General features: G+C 78.2%; 1 protein-coding gene. It reads left to right on the top strand.

Annotated features, from left to right (window positions below):
- The first annotated feature begins 156 nt into the window (after positions 1–156).
- Positions 157–14,532: an SDR family NAD(P)-dependent oxidoreductase gene (locus WA788_RS23710; RefSeq protein ID WP_335980574.1), complete on the top strand. Its 14,376-nt coding sequence runs from the start codon at positions 157–159 to the stop codon at positions 14,530–14,532.
- Positions 14,533–14,538 lie beyond the last annotated feature (6 nt).

Raw genomic sequence — 14,538 nt, 5'->3', positions numbered from 1 at the left:
GGTCTCCCGACCGCCCCGCGCAGCCTCGCCCGGGGCGCCCCCACTGAACCGGCCGCGCTGGCCGCACTGGCCGCACCGGCCGCACCGCCCGTACCGACCGCACCGCATCCGCGAGGACACCGCCCGAGCACCGAGCGCACGAGGACACCTGCCCAGATGCCTGCGAACGAGCCCCCGAAGCCGACCTCCGAGACACCCGGCGCCCCCCAGGCGCGCCTCACCACCGCGGCGAGCGTGCGCGACTGGCTGGTGACCGCCGTCGCCGAAGCCGCCGGGCTCGACCCGTCGGCCGTCGACCCGCACCGGCCGGTCGCCGAACTCGGCCTGGGCTCCCGTCAGTTGGTGGCACTGTCGGTGGAGCTGGCGGCGCTGACCGGCCGCACCCTGGACCCGTCCCTCGTCTACAACCACCCCACCATCGCCGCGATCGCCGCGGCGGTCCTCGACGACGAGCCGCCGGCTGCGGCCGCCGGGGCGCCGCCCGGGCCCGAACGGCAGCCGGGCGGCGGCGACATCGCGATCCTCTCCATGGCCTGCCGCTACCCCGGCGGCGCCGACGACCCCGAGGCGCTGTGGCGGCTGCTGGAGGCCGGTCGCGACGCCGTCACCGAGGTGCCGCCCGGCCGTTGGGACACCGCCGGACTCCACGACCCCGACCCCGAGGCGGTCGGCACCGCCTACACCCTGAGCGGCGGCTACCTCGCCGCCATCGACCGCTTCGACGCGGCCTTCTTCGGCATCTCGCCCCGCGAGGCCGCCGCGATGGACCCGCAGCAGCGCCTGCTCCTGGCGACCGCATGGGAGGCCGTCGAACGCGCCGGGATCGTCCCCGGCACCCTCGACGGCACCTCCACCGGCGTCTACGTCGGCCTGTACGACAGCGGCTACCTCGGCAGCGCGCCGCTCGACCGGCTCGACGGCCACGTGGGCACCGGCACGGCCCCCAGCGTCGCGTCCGGCCGGATCGCCTACACCCTCGGCCTCCAGGGCCCGGCCGTCACCGTGGACACCGCCTGCTCGTCCTCGCTGGTCGCCCTGCACCTGGCGGCCAGGGCGCTCGCGGCGGGCGAGTGCGACCTCGCGCTGGCCGGCGGCGCCACACTGCTGGTCACCCCGCGCGGGCACGTCGAGTTCAGCCGGCTGCGCGGCCTGTCGCCCACCGGGCGGTGCAGCCCGTTCGGCGCCGGCGCCGACGGCGTGGTGTGGGCCGAGGGCTGCGGCGTGGTGCTCCTCAAGCGGCTCCAGGACGCCCGCCGCGACGGCGACCGGGTGCTGGCGGTCGTCAAGGGCTCGGCGGTCAACCAGGACGGCCGCAGCCAGGGCCTGTCCGCGCCCAGCGGCCTCGCCCAGGAGCGGGTGGTGCGCGCCGCGCTGGCCGCCGCGGGGCTGCGCCCGGACGACCTGGACCACGTGGAGGCCCACGGCACCGGCACCGAACTGGGCGATCCCGTCGAGGGCCGCGCCCTGGCCGCCGTCTTCGGCCCCGACCGACCGGCCGACCGGCCGCTGGCCGTCGGCTCGCTGAAGTCCAACATCGGCCACACCCAGGCCGCCGCGGGCATCGGCGGCGTCATCAAGACGGTGCTCGCCCTCGGCCACGAACGCCTACCCGCCTCGCTGCACGCCGAGACCCCCACCCCGCTCGTCGACTGGGAGGCGGGCGGGCTGCGGGTCCAGACCGCCGCCCGGCCGTGGCCGCGCGACGCCGACCGGGTGCGCCGGGCGGGCGTCAGCGCGTTCGGGATCAGCGGCACGAACGCGCACGTGGTGCTGGAGGAGCCGCCCGGGGAACCGGCCGGGCCCGCTGCGGCGGACCCGCCGCGGCACCCGGCGGGCGCGGTGCGGCAACCGGCAGGCGCGGTGCAGCAACCGGCGGGCGCGGTGCGGCGCGAAGCCTCCGCCGAGGCACCGGCGCCGCACCCCGGCCCCGCCGCCCCGCTGCTCTTCCCGCTCTCCGCCCGCACCGAGCCCGCCCTGCGCGGCCAGGCCGCCCGCCTGCTCGACCGCCTCACGGCCGCACCTGCGCCCGAACTGCCCGCGGTGGCCGCCGCACTGGCCCACCACCGCACGCACTTCGAGCACCGCGCCGTCATCCGCGCCGCCGACCACGACGGCCTGCGCACCGCGCTGCGCGCCCTCGCCGACGGCCGCCCCGGCCCCGCGGACCTCGTCGTCGGCCCCGGCCGCCGCGCGGCCGGGAAGGTCGCGTTCGTCTTCCCCGGCCAGGGCGCGCAGTGGCCGGGCATGGCCCGCGACCTGCTCGGCCGCGACCCGGTCTTCACCGACATGATCGACCGCTGCGACGCGGCGCTGCGCCCGTTCACCGGCTGGTCGGTGACGGCGGTGCTGCGCGGCGACGCCCACGCCCCGCCGCCGGACCGGGTGGACGTGGTCCAGCCCGTCCTGTTCGCCGTCATGGTCTCCCTCGCCGCGGTGTGGCGGGCCCGCGGCGTCCACCCGGACGCGGTGGTCGGGCACAGCCAGGGCGAGGTGGCCGCCGCCTGCGTCGCCGGTGCCCTCAGCCTCAACGACGCCGCCGCGGTCGTGGCTCTGCGCAGCCGCGCCCTGACCCGGCTGGCCGGCAGCGGCACCATGGCCGTCGTCGCCCTGCCCCGCGACGAGGTCGAGGCGCTGCTGCCCGCCTCGGGCGGCCGGGTGTCGGTCGCCGCCGTCAACAGCGGCCGCTCGACGGTGGTCTCGGGCGCGGCCGAACCCCTGCTGGACCTGCTCGCCGGGCTCGAACGCGAACAGGTCTTCGTCCGGCTGCTCGACGTCGACTACGCCTCCCACAGCGCCGGGGTCGAACCGGTCCGCGCCGAGATCCTCGACGAGCTGGACGGCGTCACCGCCGTGCCCGCACCCGTCGCCTGGTACTCGACCGTCACCGGCGAGCCCGTCACCGCGGAACTCGACGCCGGGTACTGGTACACGAACCTGCGCGAACCCGTCCGCTTCGCACCGGCCGTGGCCCGCATGGCCGCCGACGGCTACCGCTGCTTCGTCGAGCTGAGCCCGCACCCCTCGCTGCTCACCGCGCTGCGCACGGTCGCCGAGGAGACCGGCCAGGAGGACCTGACCGCCGTCGGGTCGCTGCGCCGCGACGAGGACGGCCCGGCCTGCCTGGACCTGGCGGCCGCCGAACTCCACGTCCACGGACGGCAGCTCGACTGGCGCCGCCTGGTGCCCGACGGCCCGTCGGCCGACCTGCCCACGTACGCCTGGGACGCGCGGCGGCACTGGACCGAACCGGACGCCGCCGGCGGGGCGACCGGCCTGCTCGACCGCGCCGCGCACCCGCTGCTCGGGGTCCAGCTCCAGTCGGCGGACGAGAGCCGCTGGACCTTCCGGTCCGAGTGGCAGGCGGCGACCGCCGACTGGCTGCCCGACCACGCCGTGTTCGGGCGGACGGTGGTGTCCGGCACGACCCTGGCGGAACTGTGCCGCGCGGCCCTCGAGGTCGCCCGGCCCGCCGACCCGTGCGATGTCGCGGACCTGCTGCTGCTCGCGCCTCTCGTCCTCACCGACGGCGGCACCGTGGAGGTGTCGGTCGACGTCGTCACGGCGGGCGCGGAAACGGGTGCCGGCGCGGGTGCGGAGATCACCGTGCACAGCCGGCCGCGCGGCGACGAGACCGCCGGGTGGACGCTGCACGCCACCGCCACGGCCACCACTGCCGCGGACCCCGCCGCCGCGGGGGCGCCCCCGGCGTGGCCGCAGGACGCCGCCACGGCCTGGGCCCCGGACGCGTACGAGGCGCTGGCCGACCGAGGGCTCCGCTACGGACCGGCGTTCCAAGGCGTGCGGGACGCGGTCGCCCTCGCCCCCGGCGAAGTGCTGGCCCGCCTGTCGCTGCCCGCCGCCGCACACGCCACCGCCGACGCGTACCCCCTCCACCCGGCCCTGCTCGACGCCGCACTCCAGGCGACCGCCTGCCTCGACGCCGCCGACGGCCGCGTCCTGCTGCCCGTCGCGGTGGGCCGCTGCGTCCTGCCGCCCGGCGGCGCGACCGAGCTGACGGCCCATGTGCGGCGCCTCGGCGGCCCCCGTACCGACTCCGGCGCCGACGTCACCCTCGACGTGCACCTCTGGGACGCCGACGGGCTCCCCGCGGGGCGGCTGGAAGGCGTACGGCTGCGGGCCGCCGACCCGGACGACCTGCTCCGGGCCCCGGACAGCGCCCGGCACCTGTACGAGGTGGCGTGGACGCCCGCCACCGGCGGGACCTCCGCCCTGGCCGGCGGCACCTGGGCCGTTCGCGGCGACCCGGGCGACCCGGATGCCGCGGCGGCCGTACGCGCCCTGCAAGCGGCCGGCGCGGAGGTGACCGACGCACGCGCGGACGTCCTTCTGCGCTGGTGGCCGCGCCCCCGGCCCGGTGCCGACGTGGCCTCCGCGGCCTACGCGGTGGCCGCCGCCGCGCTGCGCGAACTCCAGGAGCTGCTCGCCCTCCCGCGCGAGGAGGCCCCCGACCGCGTCGTCTGGGTCACCCGCGGGGCGGTGGCCGCCGCCGACGGCGACACCGTCCCGGACCTGCCGAACTCCCTGCTGTGGGGCCTCGCGCGCAGCGCACGCGCCGAACACCCCGACGTCACCCTCACCTTGCTCGACCTCGACACCCCGGCCGGCCTCATACCCGCGCTCGGCCACCCCGGCGAACCCGAACTCGCCGCCCGCGACGGCATACTGCTGACCCCGCGCCTGACCCGCGCGGCCGCCGGTCCGTCCGCCGCGCAGGATCGCTCGGCGTCGTCGGGTGTGCTCGCGGGAGGGGATGCCGGTGCTGTGGCTGGTGGTCCGCCGGCCGCGCTGGGGGACTTCGGTTCGCCGGGCGTGCCCGGGGTGGCGGGGGGCGGGTTCGACTTCGCGACGGGCGGCGGGGGGGCGGCGGCCGCGGGGGCGGCGGGTGCGCGCACCCTTGGGGATTCAGGTGGCGGCTTTCCCATGGACGGGGCCGTGCTGGTCACCGGTGGGTTGGGGGCCGTCGGGCGGCGGTTGGCGCGGCGGATGGCCGAACGCGGGGTGCCGCGGCTGGTGTTGACATCGCGGCGGGGCGGGGCGGACCCGCGTGCCGCGGGCATCGGGGCGGAACTCGCCGCGCTCGGTGCCGAGGTCGAGATCGTCGCGTGCGATGTCGCGGACGCGGCGGACGTGGCGGAGGTGGTGCGGCGGGCCGGGCGCGGGGACCTGCCGCTGCGGGGGATCGTGCACTGCGCGGGGGTGCTGGCGGACGGGGTGGCCGCCGAGCTGACCGCGGAGCGCCTCGCGCAGGTGCTGCGCCCGAAGGTGGACGGCGCCGCCCATCTGCACCGGCTCACCGCTGAGTTGCCGTTGCGGCTGTTCCTGCTGGTGTCCTCGGCGGCCGGGGTGTTCGGCGCGCCGGGCCAGGCCAACTACGCGGCGGCGAACGTCTTCCTCGACCAGCTCGCCCACCACCGGCGGGCGTTGGGGCTTCCCGCCGCGTCGGTGTCGTTCGGCGCCTGGGCAGGGGAGGGGCTGGCCGCGCGGCACGCGGACCTGGCACGGATGGCCCGCCTCGGCCACCGCCCGCTGACGGCCGACCAGGGCTGCGAACTGGCCGAGCTGTCCCTGCGCGCGGGCGCCCCGCACCTCGTGGCCTCGGCGTTGGACCTGCCGCGGCTGCGCGCCGCCCAGGCCGGTGCGGCCGAGGACGCGGGCGCCCTGTGGCGCACCCTGTTGCCTCCGGCCCGCGCCACCCGCCGCGGTGGCGACAGCCTGGCCGAACGCCTCGCCCGGCTCCCCGCGGCCGACCGCGCCGAGCGCGTCCTCGCCCTGGTCCGGGAGGAGGCGACCCGCTCCCTCGGCCTCGGCCCGGGGCAGACCGTCCGCCCCGACCAGCCGCTGCGCGAACTCGGCATGGACTCGGTGACAGCACTGGAACTGCGCAACCGCATCAGCTCCCGGGTCGGCGCGCGCCTGCCCGCCACCCTCCTGTTCGACCACCCCACCCCGGCCCGCCTGGCCGGATACCTGCTGGCCCACCCGCTCGCGGCGGCCGCGCGCACCGCGGCGCCGCACGCCACCGCCCCGGCCGCCCCCGCCACCCCGGCACTCGCGGCTGACGAGCCGGTGGCCGTCGTCGCCATGGCCTGCCGCCTGCCCGGCGGCGTCAAGGACCCCGAGGGCCTGTGGCGGCTGGTCGCCGAGGGTCGGGACGCCGTGGGCCCCTTCCCGGCCGACCGCTGGGACGTGGCGTCCCTCTACGACCCCGACCCGGACGCCCCGGGCACGACCTACGCCCGCGAAGGCGGCTTCCTGGAGGACATCGCCTCCTTCGACGCGGGCTTCTTCGGGATCACCCCGAAGGAGGCGGCCGCGATGGACCCCCAGCAGCGCCTGCTGCTGGAGACCGCCTGGGAGGCGCTGGAGCGCGCCGGGATCGTCCCCGCCGAGCTCGCCGGCAGCTCCACCGGCGTGTACGTCGGCATGTTCGGCAGCGACTACCTGGCCGGCGCCCGCCTCGACCAGCTCGACGGCTATGTCGGCACCGGCGCCGCGCCGAGCGTCGCCTCGGGGAGGCTCGCCTACGCCCTCGGCCTCAACGGGCCCGCGCTGACCGTGGACACCGCCTGCTCGTCGTCGCTGGTCGCGGTGCACCTGGCGGCGCAGGCGCTGCGCGCGGGCGAGTGCGATCTCGCGCTCACCGGCGGGGTCACGCTGATGGTGACCCCGCAGACCTTCGTCGAGTTCAGCCGGCTGCGCGGCCTGTCGCCCACGGGCCGCTGCCGTTCCTTCGCGGACGCGGCCGACGGCGCGGTCTGGGCCGAGGGCGCGGGACTGGTCGTCCTCAAGCGCCTGCGCGACGCCCGCCGCGACGGCGACGAGGTCCTCGCGGTGCTGCGCGGCACCGCCGTCAACCAGGACGGCCGCAGCCAGGGCCTGTCCGCGCCCAACGGCCCCGCCCAGGAGCAGGTGGTCCGGCAGGCGCTGGCGCGGTCCGGGCTGGCGCCCGCGGACATCGACCACGTCGAGGCGCACGGCACCGGCACCACCCTCGGCGACCCGATCGAGGCGCACGCCCTCGCCGAGGTCTTCGGCGGTTCCCGGCCGCCCGGGCGCCCCCTGCACCTCGGCTCGCTGAAGTCCAACGTCGGCCACACACAGGCCGCTTCGGGCGTCCTCGGGCTGATCAAGGTCGTCCAGTCGCTGCGCCACCGGACCCTCCCGCGCACCCTGCACGCCGATCCGCCCAGCCGCCACGTCGACTGGGACGGCAGCGGCCTGCGCCTGCTGCACGACGAGGTCGCCTGGCCGCAGGACCCCGGCCGCACCCGGCGGGCCGGGGTGAGCGCCTTCGGGATCAGCGGCACCAACGCCCATGTGATCCTGGAGGAGGCCCCGTACGCCGCGCCCGCGGCTGGGGCCGAACCCGCCCCGGACCCACGGCTGTTCACCCTGTCCGGCCGCAGCGACGACGCGGTGCGCGCCCAGGCCGCGCGGCTGGCCGCGCACCTGCGCGACGGCGCGCCCGTCGCCCTGCCGGACATCGCCCACACCCTGGCCCGGCACCGCAGCCACTTCGAGTGGCGTGCCGCGCTGGTGGCGGCCGGCCGGGACGAACTGCTCGCGGGGCTCGACGCGTTGGCGGACGGCCGCCGGCCCCTCGCGGCCCCGCGCGCGGAGCAGAACGGCAGGACGGCCTTCGTCCTCACCGGGCACGGCGGCCCCTGGCCCCCGGCGGGCGTGGCGGAGGCGGCGGCCGGATCGGCGGCCTTCCGGGAGGAGTTGGCCCGCGTCGACGAGGCCGTCCGCCGCCGCACCGGATGGTCGGTCCGCGACGTGCTCGCCGGGACCGGCGACGCCCCGAGCAGTCAGCGGACCGACGTCGTACAGCCGGTGCTGTTCGCCCTCGGTGCGGCGCAGGCAGCGGCCTGGCGGGGCCTGGGCGTCACCCCGGACGCCGTCGTCGGGCACAGCCTGGGCGAGGTCGTCGCCGCCTACGTGGCCGGGGCCCTGACACTGGACGACGCCGTGCGCGTGGTGACCGGCCGGGCCGCGGCCGCCGCGCCCCTGGTCGGCCTGGGCGGCATGCTCGCCGTCCGGCTGCCCCGCGCGCGCGTCGAGGACCTGCTCGCGCCCTACGCCGGACGGCTGTTCGTCGCCGCCGTCAACAGCGCCGAGGCCGCCGCCGTTTCGGGCGAGGCCGCGGCCCTGGCCGCGCTGCGGCGGAAACTTGACGAACTGGGCACCCCGAACCGGCCGTTGGCCACGCCCTTCGCCTCCCACACCCCCCTGATGGCATCGGCCCGCGGTGAACTCCTCACCCGCCTCGGCGCCGTCCGGGGCGGGCCGGGCCGGCTCGCGATGTACTCGACGGTGCGCGCCGAACCCGTCGCCGGGGAGCAGTTGGACGCCGCGTACTGGTACGCCAACCTCGGCGAGCCCGTACGGTTCGCGGACACGATCCGCCGGATGCTCCACGACGGCTACCGCTCCTTCGTGGAGATCGGCCCGCACCCCTCGCTGGGCGCCCCGATCGAGGAAGTGGCCGCCGAAGCCGGTATCGACGTGGCCGGTATCGCGCCGCCCTCCGCGGACGACGGCCCGCGCGGCCTGCTGCACCGGCTCGCGGAGCTGTACGGCGCCGGACACACCCCGGACTGGCGGGAGTTGTTCCCCGCCGGGCGCCGCGCCGATCTGCCCACCTACCCCTACGCCCGGGAACGCCACTGGCGGACCCCGGCCCGCGCCGCCACCGGCGCGGGCTTGCTCGGCACCCACCTGGACAGCAGCGACGCACCCGGCCGCCACCTCTTCCAGACCGACATCGACCTGGGCGACAGCCGCTTCGCCTACCTCGCGGACCACCGGGTCGGCGGCGAGGTGTGGCTGCCGGCCGCCGCGTTCCTGGACATGGCGCTGGAGGCCGCCCACGCCGTGGGCGACCCCGGCGGCCCCGACGAGCGCGGCACCGGCCCGGCAGCGGGCCCGCTCCACCTCACCGGCGTCCGCTTCCACCGGCCGCTGCGCCTGGAGCCCGGCAGGCCCGTACGCCTGCAACTCGTCCTGCACCCCGCCGCGGACGGCCACCGGGACTTCACCATCGCCTCGGCGCCCGCGGGCGGCGGCCCCGCGGTGTGGGAGCAGCACGTCACCGGGCGCGCCGCCCCCGGCGCCGGCGGCCAGCCGATCCCCGCGGCCGCCGGCCGCCTGGCCGACCTGCGCGAGGAGTGCACCGGGCACGCCGACCTGACCGCCGTGCGCGCCGCCCTGAGCGCCCTGGGCATCGATCACGGCCCCGCCTTCCGCGCCCTGGAGCAGGGCCGCTTCAGCGGCGGTGCGGCGCTCGGACGGCTGGCCCCGCGCCCCGCCGCCGGCCACCTGCTGCACCCCGCCGTCCTCGACGCCGCCTTCACCACCGCCGCCCTTCCCGGCGACGCGCCCGCGGGCCGGGCGTTCGTGCCCGCCGAGGTCGGCCGGCTGCACTTCACCGGCCGGCGCACCCCGCCCGCCTGGGCGACCTGCCGCCTGCGCTCCGCGGCCGGCGAGACCGCGACGGCCGACCTGGCGGTCTACGACGAGGACGAGCACCTCGTGCTGTACGCCGAGGAGTTCCGGCTCGCCGCGCTCGCCCCGCGCTCCCCGCTCGACGCGGCCCTCTTCGAGACCCGCTGGCAGCCGCGCCCGGACGCCTCGGCCCGGCCCGCCGAAGGCAGCTGGCTCCTGCTCGCCGACGGCACCGGCGTGGCCGCCGCGCTCGGCGAGAAGCTCGCCGCCGCCCGCGTCCCGCACGTGATCGCCCGCCGGGGCCCGCAGTTCGCCGCCGAGGGCCCCGGCCGGTACGTCCTCGACCCGGCCGACCCCGGCCAGTGGGCCCGGCTGCTCGACGAGGCGTACCCGGACCGGCCGCCCGCGCAGGTGGTCCAGCTGACGGCCCTCGACGCCCCGGCGATCGTCTCCGCGGCCACGGCCGAGGACGCCGCCGGCCTGGCCTGCCTGACCACCCTGCACCTGGTGCGCGCGCTGGCCGGCCGCACCTGGCAGGGCGGGCCGCCGCGCCTGTTCGTGGTCGTCCGCGGCAGCCAGGCCGCCGGGGGCAGCACCCAGGTGACCCGTCCCGAGCAGGCGCTCGCCTGGGGCTTCGGGCTCGCGGTGGCGCAGGAGCACCCCGAGCTGTCGGCCACCCTGATCGACCTGCCGCCCGCCGGCGGCACCAACGCCCTGTGGACCCAGCTGCGGTGCGCCGACGGCGAACACCTCGTCGCGCTGCGCGAGACCGGCCGCCTGGTGCCCCGCCTGGCGCGTACCCGGCCCGACGACGGCGGCCACGGCCGGGTCGCGCCCGACGGGGTGTACCTGGTCACCGGCGGCCTCGGCGGCCTCGGCCGGGTCGTCGCCGAACGGCTGGCCGCGCGCGGCGCCCGCCACCTCGCCCTGCTCGGCCGCAGCACCCCCGGCCCGGAGGCCGCCGCCTGGATCGGCGAACTCGCCGCGCGGGGCGTGCGCGTGCACCTGGTCCGCGCCGACGTCGCCGACCGGGACGGCCTCACCGCCGCACTGGACGCCCTCCGGCGCGACGCCGGACCGGTCACGGGCATCGTGCACGCCGCCGGAGTCCTCGACGACGCCGTTCTGGACAATCTGACCGGTCCGCGCGTCCTGCGCGTCCTCGCCCCCAAGGTGCTCGGCACCGCGCTGCTCACCGAACTGGTCCCCGAGGCACAGGACATCGTGCTGTTCGCCTCCGTGGCCGGGCTCCTCGGCTCGGCCGGCCAGAGCCCCTACGCGGCCGCCAACGCCTTCCTCGACGCCTGGGCCCACCACCTCGCCCTCGCCGGCCGCCGCGCCCTCAGCCTGGACTGGGGCGCCTGGACGGAGGTGGGCATGGCCGCCGGGACCGGCCCGGGCGCCGCCGGGGCGCACCGCTCCGGCCTGGCTGCCTTCACCGCGCAGGAGGGCGGCGAGCTGTTCGACCGGGTGCTGCCCACCGGACGGCGCCAACTCGCGCCCGCCGCCCTGGACCTGGAGGCCCTCGCCCTCGACCCGGACGCGGCCCGCACCCGCCCGCTGCTCGCCGACCTCGTCACCCTGCTGCCCGGCAACGGCAACGGCAACGGCAACGGTGACGGCTTGGCCCGGCGGGTGCTCGCGGCGGCCACCGACACCGACCGCGCCGCACAACTGGAGACCTACGTACGGGCCCGCGTACGGGACGTCTCCGGCGGCGCGACGGCCCCCGGCGGCATCCCGGCGCACGCGTCCCTGACCGAACTCGGCCTGGACTCCCTGATGTTCGTCCGGCTGCGCACCGCCTTCTCCCGCGAGCTGGGCGTGGACCTCCCGACGGCCGCGGTGATGTCCGCCGCCGATGTCCGCGGCCTCGCCGAAGCGCTCGCCACGGCCCTGCGCGAACGGCCGTCCGCCGCACCCGGGACCACTGCCGAGGAACCCGGGCGCGCGACGCCCGAGCCGGAGGTTCCCGAGCACGAGGTGCGGCCGGCCACCCGCGACGTCGTCCGGCTGCTGCGCAGCGCCCGCCCGGGGATGCCCGGGGCGGCCCACGCCATCGGCCTGGCCGTGCGGCTGGCCGCACCGACCACCCGCGAGGTGCTCACCGGCATCCTCGAACGGCTCGCCGCGCGGCACGCGGCTCTGCGCACCGCGGTCGAGTCCGGCCCCGGCGGCGGCCGCCGACTGCGGGTGGACCGCCGTCCAGCGGGACCGCTCCTGCACGCGACGAGCGCGCCCCCCGACACCGGCGCCGGCCCCGGCCCCGACGCCGCCGCGTCGCTGCGCGCGCTGCTGGAACCGCCGTTCGACCTGGCGGCGACCCCGCTGTGGCGCTTCGCGCTGCACGACGGCGGACCGGACCGGGACCAGCTCCTCGTCTTCGGCGCCCACCACGCCGTCAGCGACCTCCAGTCGCTGCTGCTGGTGGCCGCGGAGATCGACGCCGAACTGTCCGGCACCCGGCTCGGCGGCACCGTCACCAACCGCGACGCGGACCTGCTGGCCGCGGCCCAGCCGCAGCCGGCCGGCAGCACAGACGACCCGGGCGCCGCCGAGTGGCGCGCGCTCTTCCAGGGCAGCGCCCGCCTCGATCTGACCCTCGACCGGCCGCGCCCGGCGCGGCGCACCTACCGCGCGGGCAGCGTCACCGTGCAGATCCCCGACGGCCTCATGGACCGGGTGGCCACGACCGCGAGCGGCCTCGCGGTCACCCCCGCCGCCTTCTGCCTCGGCGCCCTGACGGTGCTGCTGGCCCGGCTGCGGGAACGCGAGCGCTTCGTGCTGGCCGTGCCCGTCGACACCCGCGTCCACGCCGACGCCTACGGCGCGGTGGGCTTCTTCGGCGTGCCGGTGCCTTTCCCGGCGGAGGCGCGGGCGGGGGAGCGGGTCGAGGAGGTGCTGCGGCGCACCGGCGGCCGGCTGGAGCGGCTGCTCGCCAAGGGCGCGATGTTCTCCGACGTGCTGGCGACGCTCACCCGGCAGGGCCTGCACCGGCCGGAAGCGCCGCTGGTCGAGGTGTACTTCAACTACGTCCGCTCCGGGGCGGGCCGGCTCACCGGCCTGGAGGTGCTCCCGGCCGGGACCGGCCACTCCGACCTCGACCTGATGGTCACCATGACCCCGGACGCGGGCCGCATACGGCTCGACCACAACCTCGACATCCTCGACGCGGCCTCCGCGGGGCGGCTGGGCGAGGAGTTCCTGCGGCTGCTCGCCGAAACGGCGGACGACCCGGCGGCGCCGGTCCGCGCGGCATCTTCGGCGCCGGCGGTGGACGCCGTGCCCGCGGTGGGCCTCGATCCGGCCGTGGGGCTTGGACTGGCCGTCGCACCCGATCCGGCGGTGGGCCTCGAGCCGCCCACCGCACCCGCACCCGAGCCGCCCACCGCACCCGCACCCGAACCGCCCACCGCAGCCGCAGCGGCGCCCGCCACCAGGGAAGTCGGCGCCACCGCCCCGCCCACCCTCGCCCTCGCCGCCACCTTCGCCCTCGGCGACCTGCCCGCGATGGTGGCGGCCGCGACCGGTGGCGCCGACCCGCAGGGCCCGGCCCCGACCGTGACCGAAGCCCCCTACCACCAGGTGCTCGCGGCGCTGCGCGACCCGTCCGGCGTCTTCGCCGACCCCGCCGTGTCGATGGGCGCGGTGCTGTTGCGGGCCGCCGACCTCGAACGCTTCGGCCCGGTCGGCGACGACCTCCTCGCCGAACTGCGCACCGCCTACCCGGCCGCGCTGCGGTCCCTGGCCGAGCGCACCCGCACCCCCCTCGTCGTCGGCTTCCTGCCCGCCGCCCGCGACGACGACCGCCTGACCGGCTGGGAACGCGCCGTCGCCGCCGACCTCGCCGACGCGCCCGGCATCGCGGTCCTCGGCCCCGAGGAGTGGACCCGAGACCACGCCGTAGCCCTGCCCTTCGACGCCGCCACCGAGCGGCTGGCCCACCTGCCGTTCACCCCGCAGTTCCAGGCGGCGGTCGCACTGCGCCTGGCCGGCGTCGCCGCGGTGGCGCTGCGCCCCGCGCCGAAGGTGATCGCGGTGGACGGCGACGAGACGCTGTGGGGCGGGGTCGCCGGCGAGATCGGCCCGGCCGCGGTGGACCTGGGCGGCCCGCGCGCGGCACTCGCCCGCCGGCTGCTGCGCTGGCGGGCGGCGGGCACGCTGCTCGTCCTGGTCAGCAACAACGACGAGGACACCGTCCGCGCCGTCCTGGACCGCCCCGAAAGCCTGCTGCGCGCCGAGCACTTCAGCGCGCTGTCCGCGGCCTGGGAACCCAAGTCCCGGCGCCTGGCGGCCGTCGCCCGCACGCTCAACCTCGGTCTGGACAGCTTCCTCTTCCTCGACGACAACCCGGCCGAGATCGCCGCGATGCGCGCCGCCCGGCCGGAGGTGCTGTCGGTGACCTGCCCGCCCGCGGCCGGACTCGACCGGTTCCTGGACGTGCTGTGGCCGTTCGTGCCGCCGGCGGCCACCGCCGAGGACGCGCTGCGCGCGCGGTTCTACGCGCAGGAGCGGGAGCGCGACGCCGTACGTGAGCAGGAGGGCTTCGAGGAGTTCCTCGCCGGCCTGCGGCTGGCGGTGGACGTACGGGCCCTGACGGACACCGACGTCCCGCGGGCCGAGCAACTGGTGCACCGGACCAACCAGTTCACGCTGGGCGCCCGCTCGGCCGACGGCGGCGACGTGGCCCGGTGGCGGGCCCGCGGCGAGGTGTGGACGGCCGCGGCCCGCGACCGGTTCGGCGACTACGGCCAGATCGGCCTGGTCGCGGTGCGCGCGGACGGCGATGTGCTCGACGTCCTGGCCTGGGTGATGAGCTGCCGGGCGCTGGGCCGCGGCGTCGAGGAGCGGCTGCTGGCGTGGCTCGCCGACCGCGCGGAGGCGGCCGGCTGCACCAAGGTCCGCCTGACGGCCGAGCGCACGGCCCGCAACGCACCGGCCCGCCGCCTGCTCGCCGCGCTCGGCGGCGGCGACCCCGACGACGAGCACCTGACGGTCATGGCCACGCCGGAACACCTCCGGGGGTTCCGGTCGTGGCGGCAGCGAGGAGAGGAGCGCACATCGTGAAGGGGA

Origin of the sequence: Streptomyces sp. CA2R106, assembly GCF_037034245.1 — a bacterium.
Taxonomy (GTDB): Bacteria; Actinomycetota; Actinomycetes; order Streptomycetales; family Streptomycetaceae; genus Actinacidiphila.
Note: the sequence above shows the minus strand (reverse complement) of the source record. Positions and strands in the feature narration are given on the sequence as shown.